The organism is Bradyrhizobium sp. CSA112, assembly GCF_029051645.1.
GTDB lineage: Bacteria > Pseudomonadota > Alphaproteobacteria > Rhizobiales > Xanthobacteraceae > Bradyrhizobium.
The window spans coordinates 88,793-115,225 of record NZ_JAACFS010000013.1; the positions used below are offsets into that span (position 1 = coordinate 88,793).

The window sequence follows — 26,433 nt, forward strand, 5'->3', positions numbered from 1 at the left end:
GCCAGTCACCTTGCAGTTTATTTAGATTTGATAGTCCATGTCGGCCATACTCGCGCCCGGAGCTGTCGGCGGCGCTTTCTTCTTCGGGAGTTCAGCGACCATTGCCTCCGTGGTAACCAGCAGGCCCGCCACCGAAGCGGCGTCCTCGAGCGCCGTGCGCACCACCTTGGTGGGATCGATAATGCCCTTTGCGATCAGGTTACAGAACTCGCCGGTCTGAGCATCAAATCCGAAGGCGTATGTATCCTTGTCCAGGATCTGTCCGACCACGAGCGAGCCATCCTCGCCGGCGTTGATGGCGATCTGGCGCGTCGGCCAGGACAGCGCTTTCTTCACGATCTCGACGCCGTAGCGCTCATCCTCGTTGGCTGCTTTCAGCCTGTCGAGCGCCTTGACGGCGCGCAGCAGAGGAACGCCGCCGCCGGGCAAAATGCCTTCCTCGACTGCAGCGCGGGTGGCATGCAGCGCGTCGTCGACGCGATCCTTGCGCTCCCTCACCTCGACCTCGGTGGCCCCGCCGACGCGGATCACCGCGACACCGCCCGCGAGCTTGGCGAGGCGCTCCTGGAGTTTCTCACGATCATAATCGGAGGTGGTCTCTTTGATCTCGGCCTTGATCTGGGCAATGCGAGCCTCGATATCGGCCTTCTTGCCACCGCCGCCCACGATCGTCGTATTCTCCTTCTCGATCCTCACCTTCTTGGCGTGGCCCAACATATTGGTGGTCACGCTCTCCAGCTTGATGCCGAGATCCTCCGAGATCATGGTGCCGCCGGTAAGGATGGCGATATCCTGAAGCATCGCCTTGCGGCGATCGCCGAAGCCGGGCGCTTTCACTGCAGCGACTTTAAGCCCGCCCCGCAGCCTGTTCACGACAAGGGTGGCAAGCGCCTCGCCCTCCACGTCCTCGGCAATGATGAGCAGCGGCTTGCCTGACTGCACGATCGATTCAAGCAGCGGCAGCATGGGTTGCAGTCCCGACAGCTTCTTTTCGTGAATCAGAATGTAGGGGTCTTCGAGCTCGACCCGCATCTTCTCGGAGTTGGTAACGAAGTAGGGCGAGATATAGCCACGGTCGAACTGCATTCCCTCGACCACTTCGAGCTCGGTCTGCAGCGACTTGGCCTCCTCCACGGTAATGACGCCGTCGTTACCGACCTTCTTCATGGCGTCGGCCAGGAAGCGGCCGATCTCGGCGTCACCGTTGGCCGAAATGGTTGCAACCTGCGCGATCTCGTCATTCGTGGTGACCTTTTTCGAGTTCTTCTCGATGTCACCGATCAGCGTATCGATAGCGCGGTCGATACCGCGCTTGAGGTCCATCGGATTCACGCCTGCGGCGACGGCCTTCGCCCCCTCTTTCACGATCGCCTGGGCAAGCACGGTGGCAGTCGTGGTGCCGTCTCCAACTCGATCCGATGTCTTCGACGCCACCTCGCGCACCATCTGCGCGCCCATGTTCTCGAACTTGTCATCGAGCTCGATCTCCTTCGCGACGGTCACGCCATCCTTGGTGATGCGTGGCGCACCGAACGACTTTTCGATAACGACGTTTCGTCCTTTCGGACCAAGCGTGACTTTCACCGTATTGGCGAGAATGTCGACGCCGCGCAGCATCTTCTCGCGGGCATCGACCGAAAATTTGACTTCCTTGGCAGCCATGGTCTTGCTCCTAAGATACTGTTCTTCGGTTGCTCATTACATCGGGCGGGCTTTAAAGCGGCCTTGCGACTGGCGCCGGCTCCACCCAGGCACGCCCATGATGTCATTTTCCTTCAATGGTCAAATATTCGGTGCCGTCGATCTTGACCTCGGTGCCCGACCATTTGCCGAACAGCACGCGATCGCCCACCTGAAGATCGATTGGAACCTACAGCATGCGACCTAGGTAGGTCAGAATTGCGCTGCAAGGGGCTTCCGAAAAATGACCGGCAGCATCGGGCGACTGGCCGCTCCAGGAACAAACCGGCTGCCTGCGCAGTTGTTCAATCCCTTGGCCTGCAGGGACTGCCGCCGCCACACGGATCGTGTGCCCCCGAGCAGGCTTGAAAACAACCGACGGTTAAGGCGCAGCCGTGCTTACCGCGCCCGTACATCAATTGCGTCCCCCGCCGCATGTCGTCGTGGTCGGTAATGAGAAGGGCGGCTCGGGCAAGACCACCATCGCGATGCACGTCGCCGTTGCGCTGCTGAAGGCTGGCCAGCGCGTCGCAACCGTCGATCTCGACGGCCGGCAGCGGACGCTCACCCATTATGTCGAAAGCCGGTGCGGCTGGGCGCGGCGGAACCAAATCGATCTGGAGTTGCCGACGCATTTCTGCATCGCACGCGTCGAAGGTGCCATGGTGGCGGAGAACGAGGCCGCCGAATGCTCCGATTTCCAGCGAGCCATCGCCGCAGCACAGGATCGCCATGACTTCGTCGTGATCGATACGCCCCCGCATGACAGCTATCTGATGCGGCTCGCCCATTCGATCACCGATACCCTGGTGACGCCGCTCAGCGACAGTTTTGTTGACCTCGATGTGCTGGCGACGCTTGATCCGGTGACGTTGACCGTCACCGGGATCAGCCACTACGGAGACTTGGTGCGCGAGACGCGTCGCCATCGCCGGCCGGTCGATGGCGCCCTCATCGATTGGGTGGTCGTGCGCAACCGGATTTCGCCGCAACGATCATCTACCGCCCAGGTACTTTGCGGCTGCCTGCAGGAGCTGGCCCTCAATGCAGGTTTCCGGGTTGTACCCGGCTTTCACGACCGCCCGATTTATCGCGACCTTTTTCCCCGGGGGCTCACCGCGCTGGACGCGCTATGCGAAACAATGCCCGGCATCGATGAGGTCTCTCGCCTCCCCGCGTGCAGCGAGGTTGAGGGCCTGCTCGAGGGGTTAAAGCTGCCGATCAACGATCGCGCTCGCCGCCATGCAGCGCTTCGCGCCGAATGGTTTGCTTCTCGCGATCGCCCGCTGGATATCGATATCCTGGCCGGTCCGTAAACTGCGAAGCTATCACGGTGGAACTTGCGGTCAAAAACCTCGTGAACGCCGGGAACGACCGCGCGCGGTGAGGGTTCGGTTGTTCGGTTGCAAGCCGTAACAAGCAGAAGGAGATTGCGGAACATGATAACGAGATCGCGCATTTGCTCGACGGCCGGCCTGGCAATCGCCGGTTTGTTGGCCTTCGGCGTCACCGGTGCATCGGCACAGGCAATATATGTCGATTCATATGCCGACCCCTATCCCGTAGCCGACCCCTATCCCGTGGCAGTGGCCCCCGGCAGCGTCTACGTCGCACCGGCGCCGGTTGTCGCGGCACCGCCGATTGTACGGCCGCGCACCGTGGTGGTGAGCCGTCGGGCCTATGCACCGGCCCCGGCGTTCGGCGCTCCGGTGCCTATCGACTACGGATCCTACGGCAACATTGTCGTTTCTGACTGGTGAGCCGATCGCGTAGACGCCCGACGTCTGCGCAGGAAGGCCCCGCCGAGGCGGGGCCTTTTCTTTTCGCGGTCTGCTTCGCAGCGCGCCGATCCCTCGAATTCCTTGAGGAGCGGTTGGGCCGGACGTGGCGGCGCGCAATGCAAGCTGCGCCTTCACTCCGCCGTCCAATTCTGTCACGATAGTTCTGAGGCGCCCGCCTCGTCAGAACACAAGAGCGGCATCCATGCCCGCCAACGGAAACGCCCCATGCTCATTCCCATCGCCGATGTGCCACGCTGGTATGCCGAACGGAAACCGAAGGACACCATCGCGGTCAGCCACGGCGCCGATGCCATCACCTGGGAGCAACTCGAACGCAACGCCAACCGACGCGCCCGCGCCTTCGCTGCCAAGGGCGTAAAGCCCGGCGATTTCGTCGCCATCGGATTGCCCAACAGCAATGTATTTTTCGAGACCACCTTTGCGGTGTGGAAGTGCGGCGCCACGCCGACATCGCTGACCTGGCGATTGCCGCGCGGCGAGGCCGCCGCGGTGCTCGACATCCTCAAGCCTTCGCTTGTAGTCGGTGGTCAGCCGGACTGGAATGCGCCCAACTCGCTGCCTGCCGATTTCGTACCGGAGGGCTTTTCCGACGAACCAATCGATAACCCGGTGGCGCGCTACTGGAAAGCGATGACCAGCGGCGGCTCAACCGGTCGACCCAAGGTGATCCTCGATCACATGCCGGCGGTGGTAGAGACGACATTTCCCTCTCCACTCGGCATTCCGCAGAATGGATCGCTGCTAAATCCCGGCCCGCTCTATCACAACGCGCCGTTCATCGTGTCGCACACCGCGTTGTTCAACGGCGGACGCGTCACCGGCCTCGTCAGGTTCGACGCCGAGGAGACGCTGCGGCTGATCGAGAAAAACCGAGTGCAATGGGTGAATTTCGTGCCGACCATGATGCACCGGATCTGGACGCTGCCGGATGAGAAGCGCAACGCCTACGACCTCTCAAGCCTGCAGATCGTGTTTCACATGGCAGCCCCGATGCCGCCCTGGCTGAAGGAGAGATGGATCGAGTGGCTGGGGCCGGAGCGCATCTACGAGCTCTATGGCGGCACCGAGCGGCAGGGTGCCACGATCATTTCCGGCACCGAATGGCTGACGCACAAGGGTTCGGTCGGCAGGATTGGTGATACCTGCCGCCTGCGGATCATCGGCGAGGACGGCAATGACGTCGCGCCAGGCGAGAGTGGCGAAATCTATTTCCTGCCCAATGACGGCGCCGGCAGCACCTATCACTATCTCGGCGCCGAGCCGAAGCGCCGCGCGGACGGCTGGGAATCGCTCGGCGATATCGGCCGGCTCGATGCCGAAGGCTATCTCTATCTCGGCGACCGCCTCGCCGACATGATCTTGCGCGGCGGGGCCAACATCTACCCGGCCGAGGTCGAGGCCGCGGTGACCGAACATCCCGACGTGCGCTCCTGCGTCGTCGTCGGCCTGCCCGATCCGGAATTCGGGCAGCGCGTGCATGCCATCCTCGAACTTGACGGGAACACTGATGCGCAAGCCGTCGCCGACGGCATGGGCGAATTCCTGGCCGACCGGCTCAGCCGCTACAAGCACCCGGAAAGTTTCGAGGCTGTTCACGTCGGCCTGCGCGACGATTCCGGCAAAGTTCGCCGCACTCTATTGCGCGACGAGCGCGCCGGGTGGCTGAAGGAGAACCGCGATTTCCGGATCATGCCGGCCCATGCGCGGGCAACCGTGGAATGATCCTAAATTGCCGCGGAACATTTGTGAAACTGCCTTCTTATGAGTCGCGTGGCGGCTCATTTTGGGGGACACTTTCAAGACGGCCGTTTGCAGCATAGATTGTCGTGCATTCCCGGCGCTATCCTCGCCGGAAGCGCGCCGGTTCGCCAGGAGACCATCCATGCCATCTTTGACCGAATGGAGAGTGCCGCCCGCAAACCAGCCGCGCCCGGGCGACTACACTTTCGACCTCGACAAGGCCCTCTCGTCGGTGGTCGGGCTGCATTCGATCATTCCGCCCGATGCATTCAGTGCGGAGACGCTCGGCACCGAACGCGCCGGCAATGGCGTGCTGATCGATGATGGGCTGGTGCTGACCATCGGCTATCTGATCACCGAGGCCGAAGCGGTCTGGCTGCATCGCGGCGACGGCCGCGTGGTGGAAGGCCACGCGCTCGGCTTCGATTTCGAATCCGGCTTCGGGCTGGTGCAAGCGCTCGGCGACCTCGATCTCGATCCCTTGCCGATCGGCTCTTCCGCCGCCGCGCAGATCGGCGACCGCGTGGTGGTCGGCGGCGCCGGCGGGCGCACGCGCTCGGTCGCCAGTCAGATCGCGGCCAAGCAGGAATTCGCCGGCTATTGGGAATATCTGCTGGACGAGGCGATCTTCACCCACCCCGCGCATCCCAATTGGGGCGGCACCGGGCTGATCTCGAGCCGCGGCGAACTGATCGGCATCGGCTCACTGCAGCTCGAGCGCGAGCGCGACGGCAAGGCCGAGCACGTCAACATGATCGTGCCGATCGACCTGTTGAAGCTGGTGATCGACGACATCAGGAAATTCGGCCGCGTCAACAAGCCGGCACGGCCCTGGCTCGGCATGTATACCACCGAAATCGACAACCGCGTCGTGGTGGTCGGCATCGCCGGCAAAGGTCCGGCCGCGCTCGCCGAACTGAAGACCGGTGACGTCATCCTCGCGGTCAACGGCGACAAGATCACCAGCCAGACCGGCTTCTATCGCAAGCTCTGGTCGCTCGGGTCTGCCGGCGTCGACGTGCCGCTCACGGTCTACCACGAGGGCGTCACCTTCGACGTGGTGCTAAGTTCGACCGACCGCGCCAAGCTATTGAAGGCGCCAAGGCTGCACTGAACCAGGACCTGAGCCAAGGCTGCACTGAACCAAGGCTGCACTGAACCAAGGCTTCATTGAACATTGAACTAAGCCTTGAAAGCGGAGTACGCCCGATGAGCCAGGCCGTGGTGGACGACATCGTGGCCGTGCTGCCGCCGCTGTTGCAGTCGCTGGAGGCCCTCAGCTTCGTCGCGCGCTACCTCAACCCGCCGGATTTCAACCGCGTGATGGAAGCGGCCGGACAGCCGGATCAAGACCTGCGCGCGGTTCGGCCGCGGCTTGAGCAATGGCCCGCGGATTTCGCTGACATCAAGACGCCGCTGGAAGCGGCGAGCGATGCGGCGCTCGCTGCGTTCGAAGCCTTGCGTGTCGTGCAAAACGGCCATGGCGATTTCGCCAGCCTGTTTCGTGCGCTGCGTCACGCCCCGCGCGCGCAGGAAGCACTCTATGCGCTGTCGGCGAGATTGCCGCCGGTGAACCAGTTCTTTGTCGATCCTGCACTGCGCGCAGACGCCGATCTCGCGGCGCGGCTGGCGGCGCCGGCCAACGAAAACACCGGCGTCTTTCACGAGCATAACGAGCCCGGCAGCCGCGGCGGCTTCTCGCTCTACGTGCCGGAATACTACACGCGCGACCGCGCCTGGCCGCTGGTAATGGCGCTGCACGGCGGCAGCGGCAACGGACGCGGCTTCCTCTGGAGCTGGCTGCGCGACGCCCGCAGCCACGGCGCGATCCTGATCGCGCCGACCGCCACCGGCAGCACCTGGGCGCTGATGGGCGACGATACCGATACGCCGAACCTGATGCGCATCCTGGAATCCGTGCGGCTTCGCTGGAACATAGATCCCGGGAAGATGCTGCTGACCGGGATGAGCGATGGCGGCACGTTCTGCTACGTGACGGGGTTCGATAGCGCTTCGCCCTTCACCCACCTCGCGCCAGTATCGGCGACCTTCCATCCGCTGATGGCCGAGATGGCCGACGCCGACAGGCTGCGTGGCCTGCCCGTTTGTATCGTGCATGGCCGGCTCGACTGGATGTTCCCGGTGCAGGTGGCGCGGCAGACCAGCCAGGCGCTGTCGGCGGCGGGCGCCAAAGTCACCTACCGCGAGCTCTTCGATCTCAGCCACGCCTATCCGCGCGAGATGAATGCGGAGATCCTGAAATGGCTGCGCGGCGACGCCTGACGGCTGCTGCGGTCCTGCCGACACAATCTCGTCGGAATTTATCTCTATGAGTTGAGATACTTAGCAAACACAACGTGGGGGACGTTGATCAGAACGGTTCATTGAACCGCGACAGGACATGTCATGCCCACGACCAACGGCCTTGCCGCTCCGGCGGCCTCTGCGCGTACCTCCAATTCGTTGCTTCTCTCCAAGGGTGTTGCGCGCCTCGAAATCACGCTGAAACTGACGACCGCGATCCTCGCCCTCGCCGCCGGCGTCTACACCTATCTCGGTGTTCGCGAACTGCTCAACGGCAGCCCGACCACGGTGTTCTTCGCCGCCGTGATCTATTCGGTCGCGGTGTCGGTCGGGATCTACGCGTTCTGGGTGTTCCTCATGCAGTTCATGCCGCATGTGGTCGACCGCACCGGGCGCGCGCTGATGTTCGGCTGTATGCTATTTGGATCGCTGATGATCGTGGCGATGTCGTCCTGGCTCAACGCCTCGGCGCTGGCGGGAGCGGCTGCGATCCAGCAGCATCTCGCCATCACAGTGCAGAACTACACCCGCGATCTCGATACCGCCAACAGCAACGCCATCGCAGCGCAAGGCTTGTTGCCGGATATCCAGCTTGCTTCCGCGCGCTTCGCCAAACTCGCCGACGCGGAACGCGCAGGGTCGCTGACGGGCACCGCGGGATCCGGCACCGTCGTGCAGCTCCTGACCCAGATGTCCGGACAGCTCGACAGCCTCGGCCAGGAAGTGCAGGCATCAGGCAAGCGCGTCTCGACATTGTTCGAACAGGGCGGCAAGCATCTGGCAAAGATGCGCGAACTGATTTCCGACCGCGGGCCGATCTCGACGCGTAGCGACGCTTTCGCCACGGAGTCGCTGGCGCTCAGCGGCGTGATCACCAACCTGCAGCAGACTTCGGTCGCGCCCGCCGTCAAGCGCGCGGCGGCATCGCTGTCATCAGGTTTCATCGCACCGGCCGCGGGCGGCCGCACCACCGATCTCGCGGACCGGCAGACCGCTGTCGTCGGCAAGGTCGAGAGTTCGATCGCAACGCAAGCGGCTTCACTCGCTGAGGCAGCCGACAAGATACTGGCGCTGCCGCGCGTCGAGCCGGTCCGGTTCCAGACCATGTCGCCCGCCGAAGCCGTGCTTCGTTACGCCGGCGACTTCATTCCGAGCTGGGCGGGCGCGATTTCGATCGACCTGATGCCGGCGGTGCTGGTGCTTATCTTGTGCGTGGTGCACGCCGCGATCCGGCGCGAGGGGATGCCGGCCTTCAGCGCATCCGGCATGACGGCGGGCGAACTGGTTGCGGCGTTGCAGATGGCCCGCGAGGTCGAGGAAGCGCGGCGCGTGGCGCGGCCCGATGTTGTCGAACCCTCTGGCGACCAGCCTGCGCCCGAGGCGGCAACGGCAGTCGAGGAGAACGTCACCTCGCTATCGTCGGCACGGCATACCAAATAGGTGTCGTCATGCAGCCATCCGCGACGTTTCAACAGCGCATTCAGGCTTTCCTTGCGGCCAATCCCGACGAGGCGATCCTGCGCTTTATCTTTCGCAGCGTCGTCACCGTCACGATTCTCGTGCTCGCGGCCGATCTTGCCGGCATGAACGGCTGGATCGGCACGACCGATTCCGCCGCCGAGGTAAGGCACGATACGCCTTCGCTTGGCCTCCCCGACATCGTTCCGTCAATCCTGGCGCCGCTCACGCCTGACCGCGACAAACGCCTGACGCCGCGGCCGCAAGCCGATGGCGTGATGGCCCAGCCGATGATGTTCGAGTTGGTCGGCGGCGGCAAACTGATGGCGACGGGCACCATCATGCCGGGGATTTCCGAAGCGTTCGCCGCCGAAGTCGTCAAGCGTGGCGATTACATCAAGACGGTGGTGCTGAACTCGCCGGGCGGGTCGGTGGCCGACGCACTGGCGATGGGGCGGCTGATCCGCGAGCGGAATTTCGCGACCGAGATCGAGCCCGGAAAATACTGTGCTTCGTCCTGCCCGCTGGTGTTCGCCGGCGGCGTGGAACGCCGCGTCGGCGACAAGGCGATCATCGGTGTGCATCAGGTGGCGGCGATCGGCCAGGCAGGCGGCCTGCCGCGCGACGAGATGAACGTGGCGCAGAATATTTCTGCGCGGTGCCAGCGCTATCTCGGCGACATGGGCGTCAGCCTGCAGGTTTGGGTGCATGCGATGGAGACGCCGCATGACAAGCTGTTCGTGTTCAAGCCCGATGAGTTGAAGTCCCTTAATCTGGCGACGACGACGGCAGCGGTCCCTTCCGCAACCGCACCCCGTCCCGCGCCGGCCAGGGTGCGTTCGTAGGTCGCGGAACCATGCCTCGACATCTGCGTTGTCAGCCGGTCACGGAGGAATTGCCATGCGGACGTTTGTAGGGATGATTTTGGGTGCGCTGTTGCTGGTTCTCGGCGTCTATGTCTACGATTCCATGCGGACATCGAGCGTCGCCAGCGGCCAGGTCGCGCAGGCCAACCGCACCCTCGTCAACTGGGATGTCGCGGCAGAGGACTGGAAGGCGCTGAAAACGCGTGCCCATGAGGATTGGGTCAAGATCTCGTCGCGATAAATTTCCTGCGAGATCATCACAACATTCAAACGCCGTCGTCTCGGACGACGGCGTTTTGATGCGCGCTAGTTGCTCTTCTTCGCCTTGCGCGCGTCGGCAATCACCATCTCGAATTCCGCCATGGTCAGGATTCCCGGCACGCGGAACTTGCCGACGATGAAGGACGGCGTGCCCTTGAATCCGAAGGCCACCGCCTGATCGTGGTTGCGGGCAAGGATGGTGTCGATCGCCTTGGCGTTGGTGGCGGCGTCGCGATTGAGCCGATCCATGTCGATGCCGGCGCCGGCCAACAATTCGCGGATGCGCGGTTCGGTCAATCTCGAGCTGACGCCGATCATCGCCTCATGCGCGGCCATGTATTTGTCCTGATACTTCGCCGCCAGCGCCATCCGCGCCCCGAATTTCGAGACCTCGCCGAGGATCGGCCAGTCCTTCAGCACCAGCCGAACCTTGCCGTCGTCCTGGACCACCTGCTGGATCTCAGGCGCGATCTTGCGGCAATACGGGCAGTTGTAGTCGAACCATTCGACGATGTTGATGTCGCCGTCGGGATTGCCGGTCGCGGGCGCGTCAGGGTCGCGCAGCACCAGCGCTTCGGTCAGCACGTCATCGCTGCGTTGCGCGAATACGGATCGCGACGTCGCGCCGAGCAACGCGGCGCCGCCAAGCAATCCGAGCGCTTCGCGCCGGGTACGCGCCGGGTTGGTCCGATTGTTAGATCGCTTCATCTGGGTCTCGCGAACGGCTGTATTCCCTGTCTACGCTGGAGATAGGGATATGTTACGCGCCAGCATATAGAGCGCCACGGCAATAATGACCACGGCGAACACGATATTGAGTGCGCCGCGGCGCTCGGCGAGATGCCGCGCCGAACGCGTGCCGGCCAATCCGCCGGCGATGCCGCCCGCCACGAACAGTCCCGCCAGTGCCCACGACACCAGCCCGGACCAGGCATAGCTCGCGGCCGTGGTCAGGCCGAATGCGGTGACCGCGACCAGCGAGGAGGACACCGCGTTCATGATCGGCATGCCGGTCGCCAGCATCAGGGCGGGCACGATCAGGAAGCCGCCGCCGATGCCGAAGAAGCCCGACACCGTCCCGGTCGCCAGGCCAAGGCTGACGATAGCCGGCATGTTGGACATCGAGACCTTGACGTCAGGCAGGCCGATCCGCGACCGCGTCTTCAGCATCAAGAGCGCGATGACGATCATGACCAGCGCAAACAGCGCCAGCAGCTTCTGGCCGTCCACCATCTTGCCGAGGATCGAGCCGCCGAAGGCGCCGGCCATGCCGGCTACGGCGAAGATCAGCGCGCAGGACCAGATCACGGTGCCGCCGCGGGCATGGTTCGACAGGTTGACGGCGGCATTGGCAGCCACCGCGATCGCACTGGTGCCGATCGCGACATGGGGCTCCGCCACGCCGACCACATAGACCATCAACGGCACCGCCAGAATCGAGCCGCCGCCGCCGACCAGGCCGAGCGAGAACCCGACCAGCATCCCCGACGCCAGTCCCAGCACGCCTTGCGCGGCAGAGATAATCAAGTTGACAGACTCAATTGCACGGCGGGACCATAGAAGGATTTTTCACGTTCCGCTATGCCGATAGCATAAATATGTACTGCAGCAGGGTCAGGCAGGCACGTATGCCCCGTCCGTCGCGGCACCTTCGCGGGCCGGCAGTGCCATCAGCGTGCCGCTCATGGTCGCGATCAACGTCTCGACCCCGTCATGTACGCCATAGGCGCGGGCCTCGCATACGGTCAGCGTACGGCCGGGCTTGACGACGGTGGCGCGGAAGGCGAACCGCTCGCCGCGCGCGGGCACCAGCAGGTTGGTCTTGAATTCCACCGTGAGAATCCCCGCGCCCGCCGGCATCAGCGTGAAGGCGGCGATGCCGCAGGCATTGTCGAGACCTGCGGTGATGATCCCGGCATGAATGAAGCCATGCTGCTGGGTGAGGTCGGCGGAGTAGTCCATCGCGAGATCGACCTCGCCCGGCTCCAGCCGGGCAATCGAAATGCCGAGCGTCTTCATGGCGCGCTGCTGCTCGAACGTGGCGATTGCTATCGCGCGATAATCCGGGTTCTTCGGCTGGAAGTGCGGCATGCGGTTCACGCCATCGTAGGTTCATGTTGATACGGTAGCGTATCAGCCCCACGGCGGGTTAGCAATACGGTACCGTATCAAGAATCGGTGAGACCGCGCCATGAGCGACGCCAAGGCAGACGCCAAGGGAGGCACTAAGGCAGACGTGCGCAGCGAGATCTGGGTCGAGGCCGGTTTTGAGGAAATCGCGCGGACCGGCGTTGAGGGGGTGCGGGTCGAGGTGCTGGCCAAGAACCTCGGCGTCACCAAGGGCGGCTTCTACCGCCGCTTCCGCGACCGCGCGGCCCTGCTGGAAGCCATGCTGCAGCATTGGAGCGCGGGCCGCATCGCCGCGATCGAAAAGCAGACCAGCCTCGACGGCACCACTGCGCGCGACCGGCTGAAGGCGCTGATCGCGCTTTACTCCGAGCGCATGAATACGGAGGGCATGGCGGTCGAGCTGGCGATCCGGCAATGGGCCCGGTCCGACGAGCTTGCCGCCAACGCGGCGGCAAGCGTCGATGCCGCGCGGCTGAAGAATGTCGGGCATCTCTACCGCGCCACCGGCCTGCCGGCCGAGGAAGCCGACGCGCAGGCCTTCCTGTTCTACTGCTTCGTGTTCGGCCAGAGCCTGCTGTTTCTCGACCGCGGCCCGCGCAAGCGCGCACAACTGGTGGCGAAGTCGGCCGAAACATTGCTCCGCGAATTGTAGGCGCGGCCGAAGCGTCCGGCCGCGCCCGTGTCCGTTGCTGCCTAGGCCGCGCCCTTCAGCTTCTTGGTGCATTCGCTGTAGTAGCCGCCGCCCTTCTGGATCCACCTCAGACCGCCATTGGCGTTGGTGGCCTTGTTGGCGTTGTACTGATCCACGCAAGTGTGCATGCGGGCCTTGCCGGGGGTCTCCTTGGAATATTTCGGGTCGACTGCGCTTGGATAAACCGCGGGGCCGGATGGCGCGGGCGCCGCAGCTTCCTTTGCAGCTTCCTTCTTGGATTCTTTCTTGGCGGCTTCCTTCGGCTCCGCGGCCGGAGCCGCAGCGGGTGCAGCCGCCGGAGCAGCGGCAGCGTCCGCGCCGCACTGCGCCTTGCGGAAGTCGTTCCACTTCTGGCCGCCGAGCGTGCCGGCGGCTTTCGCGGCCTGGTATTTGGCGCTGCATTCCTGCGCGGTCAGCGCCAGCGCCTGCGACGTCATCGCAAACGCAGCCAAACCCGACACGGCAATCGCGCCCAGTATTTTTGCTTGAATAGTCATCCCTGGTCTCCTTGGGGCAGTCATCTGCGGGCGCCATCCTAGCGCAACCCCCGCTTGCGACAACGCGCCGGGCGATCTTCTGGTAAAAAAATTTTCCGCGCCGGGATGCACGCTCTGCCTTCACATTCAGCCCGCGTTCAGCCAGCGCCGCGGGACGTTTGTGCAGGCATTGTGCAGACGCTACCGTTGCATTGCTGCAATCGCGTGACGCATTTGTCCCTCGATGACGGATTTGCCATAAGGCGGCGTGAGCCTGATCCCCACCTCGTTTTCCGCCGCTATTGCCGACCGCGCCAAAATTCTCGGCACGCTCGAGACGCTCGTCATCGGCACCGCCGGCGGCCTACTGTTTCTGTGGCTTAACCTGCCGGGCGGGCTGATTTCCGGCGCGATGGCCGCCGTCGGCATCGCCGCACTCGCGGGGCGGCCGGTCACCATGCCGCCGATCCTGACACAGACCGTGCTGGTGCTGCTCGGCATCACGCTGGGCTCGCTGGTATCGCGGCAACTGATCCAGCACATGAGCGCCTATCCCTTGACCATCGGCCTCTTGGCGCTGGCGACATTCTGCTCGACCTTCGGCTCGAGCTTCTACCTGCAGCGCGTGCACGGCTGGGACCAGACCTCGGCACTGCTCGCCGGCAGCCCCGGCGCGCTGTCGCAGATCACGATGCTCGCTGCCGAGAAGGGCGCCGATGTCGCGGCGATTGCGGTGGTGCAGACCATGCGCGTCATCATCCTGACTGCGGCGCTGCCGCTGCTGCTCGCCTTCACCGGCGTGGCACCGGGCGCGCCGACGGAGCTGATTAGCCTCGGCGTCGCCTCGCCGCTCGAACTCGCCGTGCTGGCGGCCGCTGCCGTCGCCGTCGCGCTGCTGCTGCGGCTCGCCAAATTTCCGGCGAGCTGGATGTTCGGCGCAATGATCGCCTCCGCCGTGCTGCACGGCACCAGCCTGATCGAGGGCGGCCTGCCGCCATGGATGCGCGGCGTTGCGCTGGTCGGCATCGGCGCCGTGATCGGCACCCGCTTTGCGCGGATCAGCAAGTCGACGCTGCTCAGCCACATCAATGCCGGGCTGGGCTCGTTCGCCGTCGCGATTGTCATCTCCGCCATTTTCGTCACGGTGATCGTGCTGAGCACTTCTGTGCGCTTCGCCGACGTCGTGGTCGCCTTTGCACCGGGCGCGATGGACGCCATGCTGGCGCTGGCGCTGACGCTGCACATCGATCCGATTTTCGTCGGCGCCCATCATTTGTCGCGCTTCGTGTTCGTGTCCATCACGACACCGGGCATCGTGCATTTGTTCGGGCGGCCACAGGAGGATGTGGACGATTGAGGCTGAGGGGCCCTCGTGGTTCGAGACGCGTCGCTTCGCGATGCGTCTCGAAGGATGCAGGCCCGCTCTCTCCACGTCCATTGCGAGCGAAGCGAAGCAATCCATAGCGCCGCAAGTGGAGAGGTGCTTCGCGGAGCCTGTCATCCGGCGGCGCTACGCGCCGACCGGGTGGCTCGCAATGACGGCTGGAAGCGCCCGGCCTACGCCCGCCTCGCCGACACGATGCCCCACACGGCCATCGCCGCCATCGCCAGCGAGATCAGTACATTGTAGCCGGCAAGCGAGAGGCCGAGGAAGCGCCACTGCACCTCGTCGCAGCGGACCACCTTGACCGTGTCGAGGCGCTGCAGCAGCGTGCCGGCGCTGCCGAGATCGACGACGGAGCCGGCGCAATCGGTCGGACCCTGCCAGAATTGCCATTCGACGCCGGCGTGATAGCCGCCAAGCCAGGCATTGGCGAGCGCCGCGAGCAGCAGCACCGCAAACCCGGCCATCACCACCGGCCGCGGTGCCCCGCGCGCGGCGGCAAACGCGACCACGAGGCCGAGCGGCAGGGCGAGATAATAGGCGTAGCGCTGTTCGAGGCAGAGCGGACAGGGGCGGATGTCCAAAACGAGTTGGAAGAACCAGGCTCCCGCCAGCGTCGCCGCGGCGACGGCCGCAATCGCCAGCGCCGCAACGGCCGCCGGATTGGCCGCAAGGCGCGTCGGCGAAGAATGGGCGGCTTCTGATGTCACGGATGCTCTCCGGAGCATAATTCATGCTCAAATAGGCAACAGCGTCCTATCCCGCCACACCTGGAGTGTCGAGCCACGCCACAATCACATCCGCGCGGGTTGACCCGCGCAGGCCGCCCGCTATATTCCGCCCGCTTCGCCGCACCGGGCTTCTGCCCCGCGACCGAAGGCCCCTGTGGCGGAACTGGTAGACGCGCTCGACTCAAAATCGAGTTCCGCAAGGAGTGCTGGTTCGATTCCGGCCAGGGGCACCATCCTACCGTCCGCCCTCATCCACCAACGTTCACTTTCCTCAATCAGGACAGGCACAAGTCGCATTTTTGGCTTCGCCGCCGTTCGCCCAAATCTCATGGTATCCGGTGACTTTCATGGTATCTTCCATGGTAGATCATTGGGGTCATGGTATCGCGACCTTTGGGTGGAATCGAACCGATGCCGGTCAAGAACGACACCTATTTTCGGCACCTGAAAGCTGGCGAAAAAGACTACAAGCGATCCGACAGTGGCGGCCTCTTCATGCTCGTCACCAAGACCGGATCAAAGCTCTGGCGCTACGCGTACAACTTTGACTCCAAGCAGAAGCTGCTCGCGCTAGGCCCGTATCCTGTCACTTCTCTCGCGGACGCGCGCATCAAGCGCGACGATGCCAAGAAGCTGCTTGCCGAAGGCATCGACCCCTCCGTCAACCGCAAGGAAGAGCGCCGCAATGCGCGAATGGCGCGGGCGAGCACTTTTGAAGCCGTGGCCAAAGAACTCATGGACAAGTCCGAGGCAGAGGGCGATGCCCCGAAAACGCTGAAGAAGAAACAGTGGCTGCTGGATTTCGCCAACAAGGAATTTGGCAAGCGGCCGATCGCGGAAATCAAGGCGCCGGAAATCCTTGATGCGTTGCGGAAGATCGAGAAGCGCGGGCGGCACGAAACAGCCACTCGCGCGCGTGGTACTATTGGTGCCGTATTCCGTTTCGCCATTGCAACGGGTCGCGCTGAACGGGATCCAACCGCAGACCTGCGCGGCGCGCTGATCACCCCGACGGTGACTCACCGGGCGACGATTGTCGAACCCAAGGCTGTCGGTGCGCTGCTGCGGGCAATTGATGGCTTTGAGGGGCACGCCGTAACGAGATACGCCCTAAAGCTGGCACCGTTGGTTTTTGTGCGACCTGGCGAGCTTCGCCAGGCCGAATGGGCCGAGTTCGACCTGACTGTCGCGGAATGGCGCATACCCGCCAAAAAGATGAAGATGAGACGACCGCACCGGGTGCCGCTGGCGCATCAAGCGCTCGCTATTCTTCGCGACCTCCAGCAAATAACGGGTGGATCAAAATATCTCTTTCCCTCGGTGCGATCCTGGCATCGCCCGATCAGCGACAATACGCTAAACGCGGCTTTGCGCCGTCTCGGATACGACAAGACCGAATTGAACCATTCACGGTCTGCGATCCACCGCGTCAACGCTCCTGAACGAAAGCGGCAAATGGCATGCGGATGCTATCGAACGTCAACTTGCCCATCAGGAGGCGAATGAAATCCGTGGCGCCTACACCCATGCCGCTGAGTTCTGGCAGGAGCGCGTGCGCATGATGCGGTGGTGGGCGGATGAGCTCGATCGGATGAAAGAGCTCGGCCGTGTCATAAAAATGAGCGCCTGACGAAGAAAACGTGGAAAGCGGAATTGCTCGCACTTCGGTCGCACACCATTACACTGAGGTTTTCGCCTCAAGGAGCGACAGAAGTGAACGCACAACAACCAATCGCCGGCGTCCGACAGTTGTCGTCGCAAGATGCCCGGCTCCTATCAGCTCGTAGAGCTTCGTGCGCCCGAGGCCTGTCACCTCACATGCTTCGTTAATCGTACAGGTGAACCGCTGGGCGAATGGAATCGCCTTTGGTCAACCGAATTCTAGAGCCGATGGAGTAAACTGCGACTCTTGCGCTTCGTTGTTCTCTTGCCGCTTGTGCCTCATGAAGTCTCCTCCTGCTCGCACATAAACTCAGCAGGGCCAGACTTGTCTTTGCGATGTGCAACGTCAATGCGGACGTCCGAGAGCTATCGCGTACGATAGCGCGCGTGGACGGTCATTCGGATAGTTTCGGACGTCGGCGGCGCCAAAAATTTTCTTTGATTTTGTTGTGATGGGGACCGGCCAGCCATCCCCTCGGAGCCGCCGTCGCTCGCTCGCCTGAGCGCAGCGTTGGCGAGCGACGGCGGCGGAGAGGGGTGGCCCATCCCCTTGGTGAGCCCGAGCACTCCGCAATTCAAACCTGGCCTCCGTGTCGTGTGACCGCGGCGCTACGGGCTCAGCCCACTGTTCCTTCCCAACGTCCACTCGATGCCACCGTCGTCACGCTGGAGCCCGGTGATGTGTTGCCCGATACGCTTCTCGAGGATCGGCTGCCAAGGCACCAACTGGAAGCCCAGTCCGTTCTCGATCATGGCGAAGCGTCCGCTGACGAGGCTAGCGATGCCGGCGAGACGGCCACTAACATAATCGCCGGCATTTGCTGGCCCGTAGGTTAGGCCGCGCTCTCTCGCCATCTGCTGGCCGACGCGCTCCACCTCCTGTCGCTGCAAGGTCGCCACAGAGCCGACGGGGATGTGGATGTTGCCATCCTTTGCTGTCGCATGCCCCATCTCCACAAGTCGCTGAGCGCGACGACTGAGTGCGTTGTTGACCTGTCGGCCAAACCCGCTGTCGGCAGCTGCCATACGCTCGCGGGCGATCAGTTCCCGGTCGAGCCAAGTCACCCCATGGCTGCCGATCTGCTTCTCAAGATTGAGGGCCGATAGGGTCCGAACCCTGAGCCCATCGCCGCCCCGGCTGAGGTCATACACCCGTCCGCGTTCAACGATGTCCTTGGGGACCTTCCAATGATCGGCATCGATCCTTTCGACATGGCCAGCCCGCCGTAGTGCCTCCAGACGGCGGACATGCGAGCGCACATAAGCCTCGGGGTCCTTGCCCTGGCGTTCGAAGTTGTCATGGATACGCTCCAGGTGCCGGCTCGGCCGGTAGATGCCATCGCCGTCGGCCGCATTGGCAGCGATGTTGCGGTCAGCCGGTCTTGGACCCGAGACAACGGGAGCGGCTTCGACGATCATGTCCCGCCCCACCTCTTCGATCCTGCTCGGGTCCTTGAACTCGATGTGACGGACTCGGCCATCGATGCCGTCGACAATCAGGTGGACCCGCTCGCTCATCTCGTCCCCGGCAAGGCCTTTGGCCAGGACCCGACCAACGATCTTCTGGCCTGACCCTTCGCCGTGAAGGGCAAATTGGCCAACGCCGCGTTCCTCGGCGAGGCCGTTCTTCGTGAGGGCCCGGTGGATAGGTCGCGGGTGAAGCCGCGAAGGTCAGCCATCTCAGTGGACTCTTCCGGAGCCAAGATGAAACGGAACTGATGACGATCTTCTCGGCCGCGCTCCACAAAGGCCTTGCCGTCGGCCTCGTTCTCGAAGGCGGAATAGGCCTTGCCCCGTTCGCCATCACGCGTAACCCCATCCCGCTCGAGATAGCGGAGATGGGCGTCAACGGCCCCGCTCATCGTCCCGCGCATCTTCGGAGCTCGCGCGCCCCGCTGCTGCGGATTGAGCCGGACCACCCTGGCCGACCCGCCGCGCTCGAAACCGGCCCGCGGAATCTCTTTGCCAGCCCCCCTCCTTACTCGACCGAGGAAAGGCGGCCGCGACCTTCGCACCTCGGCCACGCGCGTTGAACCGCCCCGTCCTGCTTCCTTCCCGGCCACTGGCAGAGCCCGCTCGCGAGCCAATCCGCTGAGGATCGCCACCCGCCTTGCGGACTGCGATCTGGACCTGCTTGAGGAACGGTTGCGTCCGGGGATTGATGCGTGCTCCACCGTTGCGCGACCGACCAGGCCTGACTCAAAACTTTTCGGTATCATCACGTGCCATGACGCGACGATTGGCCTCGGAAAAAGCCAACACAAGAGAGGCCGAGCATCGAGCGCATCAAATCGCACTAGCGCGCATGATGGCGAAGAGATAGCGGGGCTCTTCTTCGATGCACATTGCGAGCGCCATCGCTCGGAAGATTGAAATTCATGGGGAAAGTCCGCAGGGCGGCACCTGCACACCTTGCACCGCGCTGTTTTGACGCCGCGAAAACTTGCAAAATTCAATGTGCAGACAAGCCTTTGCGACCAAAGGGAGCCAGCGAACGCCAGTTCGCTTTATCTAGCCGTCAATCCCAGACCTGTGTAAGCGTCCGAATCTTGCACGACCTTCTGAAAGTGCAGCGTCGTTCCATATCGGGTTCCCTCGTACATGGGAGGATCTCTGGTAGCATCTCGGTCCTGGGGAGAAAGCACACAGCCCTTATTGGTCGTTGCGCGTCGAGGCGTGGCGTCAAAGCGGGATGGATCGCGCGGTTTATTGCCGCCAGCACGGACTCCCGATTAAGACGTTCGGCCGCTGGATGAAGCATCTCATCAGCAAGGAAGAAGTCTGTAAGCATGCGGAATACCTGCTTGAATTGCGTCGTGAAGAGCGTCGCCGGCAGCGGGGAAAGAACGGCAAAGGCGTCAGAAGCGGCGCTACGCGGTGAGCACAGACACCCGTTCGCGCGCAATCCAGGCGTTCTGGGCGATGCATGTGGAAGCAATGAACTGGAGCGGAATGGGTGTTCGCGAGTATGCCCCCAGTTTGCAGCTTTCGCCGACAAGCCGGCGGAAATGGCGGGACGGTTTCGAGAGCACCGAGGTGGAGATCGACTGGCGGGCGCATCTTCATCCGAGTGCCCGCCCAAAATAAGCACTGGTGCTAACAGCAGCACGCGATGCGAATCCGCCGCACGACGGATGTTCGAACCGGCGCAGCTTCACGGATAAAGAGAAGCTCGCAGTCGTCTTGGAGTCGGAACCGCCCGGCATGAGTGTGGCGGAGGTCTGCCGCCGCCATGGCATCGTCACGAGCACGATGTTCCGCTGGCGCGTCCAGCTCGGCTTTGCGGACAAGAAGGCTGCGAAGCTGGCCACGATTGCGCTTCCGGGAGCCCGCATTGGGGGATCGTTCACCCCCGCGGTGCTGCACGATCTGTTGCAGGCCCCAGACGGATGACGCCCGTGCGATTGTCCGATGGGCGACGCGTCTTTGCACCTGAAGGGCAGCGATCCGGATGCGGTTCGCCAGCATGTTCTCGACCGCGAGGCTGCACGATGATGATCGTTCCGGCCGCCGTGAAGGTGCACCTGGCGCTGGGTTACACCGACGGCGAGAGCATCTCAACCTGATACTGCAGCATCGAAACGGCGTTCTTGCTCGCGGCGTCCATCGTCGAGGTCGCGGCCTCCTGGACGGCGATATTGAGCGTACGCAACTGAACGAAAATGAGCAGCGCGGCCAGCAGGCTGATCATCAGCATGACCCAGGTGGTCACGGTAAGCGCAACTCTCAAGTTCATTGCACAACCCTCAATAGGGCGGCGTGCAATAGTGTACCTCCAATAGCGGTCATCCACGAGCACGGTCGAAACGTCCGTTTCGTGCCAACAGTCATCAAGGACAATGTCACTGGATCCACCCGCCTCGTCGGCGCCACTAGACGCAAATTGCTGATCAGGTGCGGCAACCACGCTTTCCGACGGCCTTGTTCAGTTAAGCCAGATATTTGGTTTTGCTGTGCATAGCCGCCAGCATCACCGACCCGGCTGGGTAGTCCGGATGGGAGCGTCCGTTTCTTCATGGAGAATGCGTTCGGCAGCCCCGTCGAGATCGTCGTACTGTCCGGCCTTAAGCGACCACATGAACGCTGTCAGAGCCGTGAGGCCGAGACCGAATGCGATCGGTATCAGGTAAAAGTAATCTTTCATTCGGCGCCCTCCAGAATGGCTTTCGCCGAAATGGTGTCCGGGGCAGCGCTGGCCGCGATCCCTTCCCCGCCTTTCAAGCGAAGCGCGTTGGCAACAACCAAAATTGATGATCCCGACATCGCGACGGCGGCAATCAGCGGCGTCACAAGGCCCATGATTGCGATCGGCACCGCCACGACGTTGTAGGCAACCGCGAGCGCCAGGTTTTGCCGAATCAAACGTCTAGCCTCGCGCGCGACGGACACCGCGAGAGGTACTGCGAGCAGGCTTTGTCGCAGGAAGACAAAGTCCGCCGCGCAACGTCCGACGTCCGAAGCAGAGGCTGGGGCCATGGACGCATGGGCAGCGCCGAGCGCCGGCGTGTCGTTAAGTCCGTCTCCGACCATGAGAACCTTATGACCAGCCGCAGAGAGCGACTTGATGCGTGCAACCTTCTCGTTGGGCGTCACCCCGCTGCGATATGGAACGCCAAGCGCGGCGGCAACAAGTCCGACCGGTCCCTTGCGGTCGCCAGAAACGATCTCCACTCGAACGCCGCTTTGCTGCAGCTTTGCGACGGTAACAGCCGCGTCCGTCCGCAGTTTGTCTTCAAAGCAGAACCCCGTCATCCACTGGCCATTCTGTGTCAGAGCAACCGACGCAGCTCCGACAATCGATTCCGGACTCGCGAGCGCCCACGACGGTTTGCCCAACCGATAGACTGTCGCGCCTGCTTTCGCCTGCAAGCCGAACCCCGCCTGTTCGGTAATATCGTCGAACACGACTGGCGACGGCGTAAGGCCAGCGGCAGCTTCGACGAGCGCCTGTGAATAGGGGTGCCGGGAATGCAAGGCAAGAGCGGCTGCGAGTTTCAAAGACGCGCTATCAATGTGTTCCGCCGGGACCAGGCGCGGCGCGGCCGACGTCAGCGTTCCCGTCTTGTCAAATATGACCGCGTCAATCTCTGCGAGGCGCTCAATCGAGGAACCGTCCTTGACCATGATGCCATTCTTGAACAGCCGTTGCGCGGCTATCACCTGCACGATCGGTACCGCAAGTCCGAGCGCGCAAGGGCACGTGATGATGAGAACAGCGATGGCGATGGTGATGGCGTTGTGCAGATCGCCGGTTGCGACCATCCAGCCGATGAACGTAAGAAATGCCGCGACGTGCACGACTGGCGCGTAGAGCGCGGCTGCGCGGTCAGCGATACGCCGATAGCCGGATCGACCTTGCTCGGTCGCTTCCATCATCCGGATCATTTCAGCGAGGAATGAATTGCTGGCCTTCGCCGTCACGACAAGCGTTAGCGGACCGGTGAGATTCAGCGTACCCGCGCGCACGGTCGATCCCACAGTCGCACGCAGCGGCACGCTCTCACCGGAGACCAGCGAAACGTCGAGCTCGGAATCACCCTTGCTCACGGTCGCATCAACGGGCACCCGTTCCCCGGCGCCAAGCGTAACGCTCATGCCGGGCACGATCTCCTCGACAGGAAGATAAACTTGCGTGCCATCCGCCTGCACCACGAAAGCACCTCGTGCCGCGAGCCGGACCAGACTTCTGACGGCCAGCCGGGCTCGTTCCCGCATCATGTAGTCAAGCGTGCGCCCGATCAGCAAAAAGAACAGCAGCGAGATAGCGGCATCAAAATAGGCGCGCGGGCCATGTTGTACCGTCTCGTAAACGCTCATACCGAAGGCGAGCAGCACACCTAGCGAGATCGGAACGTCCATGTTGGTCCGTCCGTGCCTGAGGGCTCGCCAACCCGACCGAAAAAATATCCGGCCGGAATAAGCCAACGCAGGCAGCGCAATTATCATGGACAACCAGTGGAAGAGGTCTCGGGTTTCGGCTTCAGCGCCTGACCAGATCGACACCGAAAGTAACATGACATTGCTTGAGGCAAAGCCCGCGACGGCAAGCGCCCGTATCAATTCGGACAACGCGCCGTCGTCCTTGTCGGACTCAACGTCGAACAGATGAGCCTCGAAGCCAGCCCGCTTCAAAGTCTCGACAAACGGCGGCGGGCCGCCGTTTGATTGCCACCTGACTGTCACGCGTTTGGCCGAAAGGTTGGCCCGCGCGCTTTCGACGCCCACAAGCCCGGCGAGCGCCTTCTCGATCGTCCGGACGCATGCGCCGCAATGAATCGTCGGCACGGCGAGGTCGGTCTGGCGAATGCCATCAGCGACTACGCGGCTCGCGAGCAGGACCTCTTCGTTGCTTGCGCGCGGAGCTGGCAGCGTCGCCGTCAATTCCGCTCCCGAACCGCAACAACCCATCGGAGAGAACTCCAAATGCCTCGCGCTAGGACTCAGGTCGCATCGTCCGGTATGCATGCCAGCTTCCATGTCCCAGCACCGGGAAAATTACGATCATGCCCAGCAGTCCGGTCGCGATGCCGATAACAATCAGCACCAGCATGATTGCCGCCCAGGTCAACATGACCGGCATATTGTGCCAGACCAACGCCATGCTGGTGCCCATGGCGGTCAAAGCGTCCGTGCGCTCCGTTAGCAGCATCGGGATGGAGAAGGCACTGATGGCAAATGCAAACGCCGCAAACACGCCCCCGACGGCGCTGCCGATCAGCAACATCGCCCAGCCGACCTCTGTCGTGAACAGCATGGGAATGATGCGGTCGAGACCGGGAAACGGCCGCAGGCCAAAAAACAGCGCATACAGGATGACAGCGGCGCGCATCCACAACAGCGTCAGCAGAAAGAGCAGCACGCCTGCGAATAGAACCTGGCCGCCAGACTCCGGCCTGACGTAGACCATCTGCCACAAGTTGACCGATCTGCCTTCTGCGATACGCCGGCTCTTTTCGTACAGTCCGATTCCGATGATCGGACCAACGACCATGAAACCGGCAAACGCCGGGAGCAGGATGTAGTCCCAGCGAAGCGCGAATAGGCCAACGACGGTGACGACGGAGACCAGAAACACGAGGAGCCCGTAACTGATGCTGGCTGCCGGATCGATTGTGAAGTCGCGCCAGCCGGCCGTGAGCCAGTCAAAAGCGGCTGAGGGAGCGACGTTTCGCTTCCAGGTCCGCGCGCGTGGCAGAGGTGGAACAACGGCCGGTATCGGCGTCATCATTGATCTCCCTGCTATCTCATCGCGGTGTACATGACGACCTTGCCGCGCTGAACTTTCCATCCTTCGCAGAGCCCTCGCCCTGGCGCACATGCGCGACGCATTCCGGTTGCGACACGATTGCCACATAGACGAGGTGCGAATTGGCGATCAATACCAGTAACAGCCCGGCACTGATCGCAACCCAAAGAACGGCCCTTGTTGTGACATGCCTCGTCGCCGCGCTGGCCCCGTTCATCGTTCCCCCCGGCGAAGGTCGAACAGATAGAGCGCAAGAACTTTGCGGTCGAGCGGAGAGAGCCTTCCGTCCCAACTTGGCATGTGGCCTTGCCGGCCGCGCCACACAGTCTCGTAGATCGACTCGGGGTCGCCACCGTAAATCCAGGATCGGTCCGTCAGGTCCGGTCCACCCAGATCAGTTTTGCCCTTGGCGTCGTCGCCATGGCAGGTGACGCAATTAGCGGCGAAAACGGCCTTGCCGGCCTCGATTTTCGCCGCGGACACATCTTTGGCGACAGTTGGGTCGGAAAGGCTGCGCACATAAGTCACGACGTCGTCGATCTCACCCTTCTTGAGCATCTGATCGCGCCCGAATGCCATCATTTGCGAGGTCCGGCTTTGCGGGTGGGCCGAATTGATGCCGACGCGGATCGTTTCGGCGATGCTTTCGGGATCACCGCCCCAAAGCCATGACGCCGTCGTCAGACTCGGGAAGCCCTTGCCACCCTGTGCGTTCGATCCATGACATGGCGCACAGTTGTCACCGAACAGCGTCCGACCGGTCTGCCGCACGTTCTCCATCAAACGGGGGTCGGCCTGGATTTGCTTGAAGCTCTCAGCCTCAATGCGTTTGGACCAGCCGCTGCGTTCCAGTGCGGCCTGCGCCAGGCTTTCGCTGACGGTGGTACGCTGATCGATGCCGAGCAGGCCCTTCGTATAGGTCACCCCGAGCGGCCATGCCGGCATCAGCACCCAGTAAACGACGGAGAACAAGGCCGTTACAATCAGGAAGAAATAGACCGGCCGGGGTACCGGCGAATTCAATTCCTTGATGCCGTTCCATTCGTGACCGGTAGTCATATAGCCGGTATGGGGGTCGCGTTCGCCTACCGCCATGGCTGATCCCCGTGCGGCTTGTCCTCGTGCCCGAGAATCGATTGCGCTGCCTCGTCGAACTGCTTCTTGTTCGATGGCCAGTACGCGTAGGCGACGATGATGATCGAAAGCCCGATCAGATAGAACAGACCGAATGACTTCGAGAACCAGACCACAAAATCATTGTCCATGATCAACCTCCCGCCGCGGCGACCGGCTTGTGCGCAGCATCAGTCAGCTTGCCGAGAATTTGCAGGTACGCGACCAAGGCATCGAGTTCGGTCAGCACGCCCGGCTTGCCGTCGAAGGCACGCACGTTCGTCGCCGCGCCGTAGCGCTTGGTGACGTCTTCGGCGTAAGGCGTGTCCGGCGCGGCCTGTCCGTAGGCATCGGATCTGGCGTTGACAATCATGTCGTCGGTATAGGGCACGCCAACCTTGCGAAGCGCAGCCAGATGGCCGCCGAGGTCGTCAATACGCAGTTCAGTGCGACCGAGCCAAGAGTAATGCGGCATGATTGACTCCGGCACGACATCCCGGGGGTTGTTGAGGTGCCGTACGTGCCATTCGTCCGAATATTTGTTGCCCATGCGCGCGAGGTCGGGACCGGTCCGCTTCGATCCCCACAGCATGGGATGATCGTACTTGGATTCAACGGCGAGCGAATAAGGGCCGTAGCGTTCCACTTCGTCGCGTAGCGTCCGGACCATCTGCGAATGGCAGGCGTAGCAGCCTTCCCGGATGTAGATATTGCGGCCTGCGATCTCGAGCGGCGTGTAAACCCGCATGCCCGGGGCGTCCTCGACGGTCTGGTGGATCGTGAACAACGGTATGATCTCCACCGCCCCGCCGATGCTGGCAACGCCGATGATGGCGAGCAGAAAGCCGATGGTCTTGCGTTCAAGCCGGTAATGCAGGTTGAACATGCC

Annotated in this window: 27 protein-coding genes, 1 tRNA gene and 1 pseudogene; 14 read left to right on the forward strand and 15 right to left on the reverse strand. The window is 62.8% G+C overall.

Translation table 11 applies throughout. The features are described from left to right. Window positions 1–21: 21 nt before the first annotated feature. Together groL and GWE18_RS21860 are read right to left on the reverse strand one after the other, a co-directional pair. Window positions 22–1,662 carry a chaperonin GroEL gene (groL, locus tag GWE18_RS21855; protein ID WP_275187762.1) on the reverse strand — a complete coding sequence of 547 codons (1,641 nt, stop codon included), beginning with the start codon at window positions 1,660–1,662 and terminating at the stop codon, window positions 22–24. Between the two features lie 56 nt (window positions 1,663–1,718). After that, window positions 1,719–1,870, reverse strand: a pseudogene (locus tag GWE18_RS21860) (co-chaperone GroES); the annotation flags it as partial. Window positions 1,871–2,075: 205 nt separating this feature from the next. Here GWE18_RS21860 and GWE18_RS21865 point away from each other — a divergent pair. From GWE18_RS21865 to GWE18_RS21900, 8 genes are all read left to right on the forward strand, one after another. Next, window positions 2,076–2,996, forward strand: coding sequence for a division plane positioning ATPase MipZ (locus GWE18_RS21865; RefSeq protein WP_275187764.1), 921 nt, complete (start codon window positions 2,076–2,078; stop codon window positions 2,994–2,996). Between the two features lie 123 nt (window positions 2,997–3,119). Further along, a complete protein-coding gene (locus tag GWE18_RS21870; protein ID WP_275187765.1) occupies window positions 3,120–3,440 on the forward strand; it encodes a hypothetical protein in 321 nt (106 codons plus the stop codon). A gap of 246 nt (window positions 3,441–3,686) precedes the next feature. After that, a complete protein-coding gene (locus GWE18_RS21875; RefSeq protein WP_275187766.1) occupies window positions 3,687–5,204 on the forward strand; it encodes an AMP-binding protein in 1,518 nt (505 codons plus the stop codon). Between the two features lie 160 nt (window positions 5,205–5,364). Next, window positions 5,365–6,336 (forward strand): S1C family serine protease, encoded by a 972-nt coding sequence (locus GWE18_RS21880; protein WP_275187767.1) that lies wholly within the window; start codon window positions 5,365–5,367, stop codon window positions 6,334–6,336. Window positions 6,337–6,431: 95 nt separating this feature from the next. Continuing rightward, entirely contained in the window at window positions 6,432–7,505 is a 1,074-nt protein-coding gene (locus GWE18_RS21885; RefSeq protein ID WP_275187769.1) for a phospholipase, read from the forward strand. A 123-nt stretch (window positions 7,506–7,628) separates the two neighbouring features. Continuing rightward, a complete protein-coding gene (locus GWE18_RS21890; RefSeq protein ID WP_275187770.1) occupies window positions 7,629–8,966 on the forward strand; it encodes a hypothetical protein in 1,338 nt (445 codons plus the stop codon). 8 nt (window positions 8,967–8,974) lie between these two features. Further along, complete coding sequence (locus GWE18_RS21895) at window positions 8,975–9,829, forward strand: hypothetical protein (protein WP_275187771.1); 855 nt, start codon at window positions 8,975–8,977, stop codon at window positions 9,827–9,829. Between the two features lie 55 nt (window positions 9,830–9,884). Further along, a complete protein-coding gene (locus tag GWE18_RS21900) occupies window positions 9,885–10,091 on the forward strand; it encodes a hypothetical protein (protein WP_057854639.1) in 207 nt (68 codons plus the stop codon). Between the two features lie 65 nt (window positions 10,092–10,156). On the opposite strand, the gene GWE18_RS21905 is transcribed toward GWE18_RS21900, so the two are convergent. The 3 genes from GWE18_RS21905 to GWE18_RS21915 form a co-directional block, all read right to left on the reverse strand. Further along, on the reverse strand, window positions 10,157–10,819 hold the full coding sequence (locus tag GWE18_RS21905; RefSeq protein WP_275187772.1) for a DsbA family protein: 663 nt from the start codon (window positions 10,817–10,819) through the stop codon (window positions 10,157–10,159). A 30-nt stretch (window positions 10,820–10,849) separates the two neighbouring features. Then, on the reverse strand, window positions 10,850–11,635 hold the full coding sequence (locus GWE18_RS21910) for a sulfite exporter TauE/SafE family protein (protein WP_275187850.1): 786 nt from the start codon (window positions 11,633–11,635) through the stop codon (window positions 10,850–10,852). 90 nt (window positions 11,636–11,725) lie between these two features. After that, complete coding sequence (locus tag GWE18_RS21915; protein WP_275187773.1) at window positions 11,726–12,202, reverse strand: PaaI family thioesterase; 477 nt, start codon at window positions 12,200–12,202, stop codon at window positions 11,726–11,728. Window positions 12,203–12,302: 100 nt separating this feature from the next. Here GWE18_RS21915 and GWE18_RS21920 point away from each other — a divergent pair, with 100 nt between their 5' ends. Continuing rightward, entirely contained in the window at window positions 12,303–12,893 is a 591-nt protein-coding gene (locus GWE18_RS21920; RefSeq protein WP_275187774.1) for a TetR/AcrR family transcriptional regulator, read from the forward strand. A 41-nt stretch (window positions 12,894–12,934) separates the two neighbouring features. On the opposite strand, the gene GWE18_RS21925 is transcribed toward GWE18_RS21920, so the two are convergent. Further along, complete coding sequence (locus GWE18_RS21925; RefSeq protein WP_275187775.1) at window positions 12,935–13,429, reverse strand: hypothetical protein; 495 nt, start codon at window positions 13,427–13,429, stop codon at window positions 12,935–12,937. 247 nt (window positions 13,430–13,676) lie between these two features. Here GWE18_RS21925 and GWE18_RS21930 point away from each other — a divergent pair, with 247 nt between their 5' ends. After that, complete coding sequence (locus tag GWE18_RS21930; protein ID WP_275187776.1) at window positions 13,677–14,765, forward strand: AbrB family transcriptional regulator; 1,089 nt, start codon at window positions 13,677–13,679, stop codon at window positions 14,763–14,765. 200 nt (window positions 14,766–14,965) lie between these two features. On the opposite strand, the gene GWE18_RS21935 is transcribed toward GWE18_RS21930, so the two are convergent. Beyond that, window positions 14,966–15,502, reverse strand: a complete 537-nt coding sequence (locus GWE18_RS21935; RefSeq protein WP_275187777.1) for a disulfide bond formation protein B — start codon at window positions 15,500–15,502, stop codon at window positions 14,966–14,968. Window positions 15,503–15,671: 169 nt separating this feature from the next. Between GWE18_RS21935 and GWE18_RS21940 the strand changes: the two genes are divergently transcribed. Both GWE18_RS21940 and GWE18_RS21945 read left to right on the forward strand, forming a co-directional pair. Continuing rightward, window positions 15,672–15,756 (forward strand) — tRNA-Leu (locus GWE18_RS21940). 178 nt (window positions 15,757–15,934) lie between these two features. After that, window positions 15,935–17,029, forward strand: coding sequence for an integrase arm-type DNA-binding domain-containing protein (locus tag GWE18_RS21945; RefSeq protein ID WP_275187778.1), 1,095 nt, complete (start codon window positions 15,935–15,937; stop codon window positions 17,027–17,029). A gap of 765 nt (window positions 17,030–17,794) precedes the next feature. Here GWE18_RS21945 and GWE18_RS21950 read toward each other — a convergent pair. Then, entirely contained in the window at window positions 17,795–18,832 is a 1,038-nt protein-coding gene (locus GWE18_RS21950) for a DUF3363 domain-containing protein (RefSeq protein ID WP_275187851.1), read from the reverse strand. A 71-nt stretch (window positions 18,833–18,903) separates the two neighbouring features. Between GWE18_RS21950 and GWE18_RS21955 the strand changes: the two genes are divergently transcribed. Together GWE18_RS21955 and GWE18_RS42325 are read left to right on the forward strand one after the other, a co-directional pair. Then, window positions 18,904–19,218 carry a hypothetical protein gene (locus GWE18_RS21955; RefSeq protein ID WP_275187779.1) on the forward strand — a complete coding sequence of 105 codons (315 nt, stop codon included), beginning with the start codon at window positions 18,904–18,906 and terminating at the stop codon, window positions 19,216–19,218. Window positions 19,219–20,389: 1,171 nt separating this feature from the next. After that, entirely contained in the window at window positions 20,390–20,578 is a 189-nt protein-coding gene (locus GWE18_RS42325; protein WP_342804280.1) for a transposase, read from the forward strand. A gap of 142 nt (window positions 20,579–20,720) precedes the next feature. Here GWE18_RS42325 and GWE18_RS21965 read toward each other — a convergent pair whose 3' ends face one another. The 7 genes from GWE18_RS21965 to ccoO all read right to left on the reverse strand — a co-directional run bounded on the left by GWE18_RS21965 (window position 20,721) and on the right by ccoO (window position 26,430). Further along, window positions 20,721–20,921, reverse strand: coding sequence for a hypothetical protein (locus tag GWE18_RS21965; protein ID WP_275187781.1), 201 nt, complete (start codon window positions 20,919–20,921; stop codon window positions 20,721–20,723). A gap of 234 nt (window positions 20,922–21,155) precedes the next feature. Next, window positions 21,156–21,329: a cbb3-type cytochrome oxidase assembly protein CcoS gene (ccoS, locus tag GWE18_RS21970; RefSeq protein WP_275187782.1), complete on the reverse strand. Its 174-nt coding sequence runs from the start codon at window positions 21,327–21,329 to the stop codon at window positions 21,156–21,158. Then, the gene (locus tag GWE18_RS21975) at window positions 21,326–23,593 is read right to left on the reverse strand and encodes a heavy metal translocating P-type ATPase (RefSeq protein ID WP_275187783.1); all 2,268 of its coding nucleotides are present in this window, start codon (window positions 23,591–23,593) and stop codon (window positions 21,326–21,328) included. The genes ccoS and GWE18_RS21975 overlap by 4 nt, the downstream gene beginning before the upstream one ends. 25 nt (window positions 23,594–23,618) lie before the next feature. Beyond that, entirely contained in the window at window positions 23,619–24,410 is a 792-nt protein-coding gene (locus GWE18_RS21980) for a DUF2189 domain-containing protein (protein ID WP_275187784.1), read from the reverse strand. 234 nt (window positions 24,411–24,644) lie between these two features. Then, window positions 24,645–25,526 (reverse strand): cytochrome-c oxidase, cbb3-type subunit III, encoded by an 882-nt coding sequence (gene ccoP / locus GWE18_RS21990; RefSeq protein WP_275187786.1) that lies wholly within the window; start codon window positions 25,524–25,526, stop codon window positions 24,645–24,647. Further along, window positions 25,517–25,702 (reverse strand): cbb3-type cytochrome c oxidase subunit 3, encoded by a 186-nt coding sequence (locus GWE18_RS21995; RefSeq protein WP_275187787.1) that lies wholly within the window; start codon window positions 25,700–25,702, stop codon window positions 25,517–25,519. The genes ccoP and GWE18_RS21995 overlap by 10 nt, the downstream gene beginning before the upstream one ends. Beyond that, window positions 25,699–26,430 carry a cytochrome-c oxidase, cbb3-type subunit II gene (ccoO, locus tag GWE18_RS22000; protein WP_275187788.1) on the reverse strand — a complete coding sequence of 244 codons (732 nt, stop codon included), beginning with the start codon at window positions 26,428–26,430 and terminating at the stop codon, window positions 25,699–25,701. The genes GWE18_RS21995 and ccoO overlap by 4 nt, the downstream gene beginning before the upstream one ends. Between the last annotated feature and the right edge of the window lie 3 nt (window positions 26,431–26,433).

What these genes read in the sequence shown, in the direction of transcription:
- groL (WP_275187762.1), bottom strand. Translation starts at nt 1,662, where the DNA reads ATGGCTGCCAAGGAAGTCAAATTTTCGGTCGATGCCCGCGAGAAGATG.
- GWE18_RS21870 (WP_275187765.1), top strand. Translation starts at nt 3,120, where the DNA reads ATGATAACGAGATCGCGCATTTGCTCGACGGCCGGCCTGGCAATCGCC.
- GWE18_RS21875 (WP_275187766.1), top strand. Translation starts at nt 3,687, where the DNA reads ATGCTCATTCCCATCGCCGATGTGCCACGCTGGTATGCCGAACGGAAA.
- GWE18_RS21880 (WP_275187767.1), top strand. Translation starts at nt 5,365, where the DNA reads ATGCCATCTTTGACCGAATGGAGAGTGCCGCCCGCAAACCAGCCGCGC.
- GWE18_RS21885 (WP_275187769.1), top strand. Translation starts at nt 6,432, where the DNA reads ATGAGCCAGGCCGTGGTGGACGACATCGTGGCCGTGCTGCCGCCGCTG.
- GWE18_RS21890 (WP_275187770.1), top strand. Translation starts at nt 7,629, where the DNA reads ATGCCCACGACCAACGGCCTTGCCGCTCCGGCGGCCTCTGCGCGTACC.
- GWE18_RS21895 (WP_275187771.1), top strand. Translation starts at nt 8,975, where the DNA reads ATGCAGCCATCCGCGACGTTTCAACAGCGCATTCAGGCTTTCCTTGCG.
- GWE18_RS21900 (WP_057854639.1), top strand. Translation starts at nt 9,885, where the DNA reads ATGCGGACGTTTGTAGGGATGATTTTGGGTGCGCTGTTGCTGGTTCTC.
- GWE18_RS21905 (WP_275187772.1), bottom strand. Translation starts at nt 10,819, where the DNA reads ATGAAGCGATCTAACAATCGGACCAACCCGGCGCGTACCCGGCGCGAA.
- GWE18_RS21915 (WP_275187773.1), bottom strand. Translation starts at nt 12,202, where the DNA reads ATGCCGCACTTCCAGCCGAAGAACCCGGATTATCGCGCGATAGCAATC.
- GWE18_RS21920 (WP_275187774.1), top strand. Translation starts at nt 12,303, where the DNA reads ATGAGCGACGCCAAGGCAGACGCCAAGGGAGGCACTAAGGCAGACGTG.
- GWE18_RS21925 (WP_275187775.1), bottom strand. Translation starts at nt 13,429, where the DNA reads ATGACTATTCAAGCAAAAATACTGGGCGCGATTGCCGTGTCGGGTTTG.
- GWE18_RS21945 (WP_275187778.1), top strand. Translation starts at nt 15,935, where the DNA reads ATGCCGGTCAAGAACGACACCTATTTTCGGCACCTGAAAGCTGGCGAA.
- GWE18_RS21955 (WP_275187779.1), top strand. Translation starts at nt 18,904, where the DNA reads ATGACGATCTTCTCGGCCGCGCTCCACAAAGGCCTTGCCGTCGGCCTC.
- GWE18_RS42325 (WP_342804280.1), top strand. Translation starts at nt 20,390, where the DNA reads ATGAGTGTGGCGGAGGTCTGCCGCCGCCATGGCATCGTCACGAGCACG.
- GWE18_RS21965 (WP_275187781.1), bottom strand. Translation starts at nt 20,921, where the DNA reads ATGAACTTGAGAGTTGCGCTTACCGTGACCACCTGGGTCATGCTGATG.
- ccoS (WP_275187782.1), bottom strand. Translation starts at nt 21,329, where the DNA reads ATGAAAGATTACTTTTACCTGATACCGATCGCATTCGGTCTCGGCCTC.
- GWE18_RS21975 (WP_275187783.1), bottom strand. Translation starts at nt 23,593, where the DNA reads ATGGGTTGTTGCGGTTCGGGAGCGGAATTGACGGCGACGCTGCCAGCT.
- GWE18_RS21980 (WP_275187784.1), bottom strand. Translation starts at nt 24,410, where the DNA reads ATGACGCCGATACCGGCCGTTGTTCCACCTCTGCCACGCGCGCGGACC.
- ccoP (WP_275187786.1), bottom strand. Translation starts at nt 25,526, where the DNA reads ATGGCGGTAGGCGAACGCGACCCCCATACCGGCTATATGACTACCGGT.
- ccoO (WP_275187788.1), bottom strand. Translation starts at nt 26,430, where the DNA reads ATGTTCAACCTGCATTACCGGCTTGAACGCAAGACCATCGGCTTTCTG.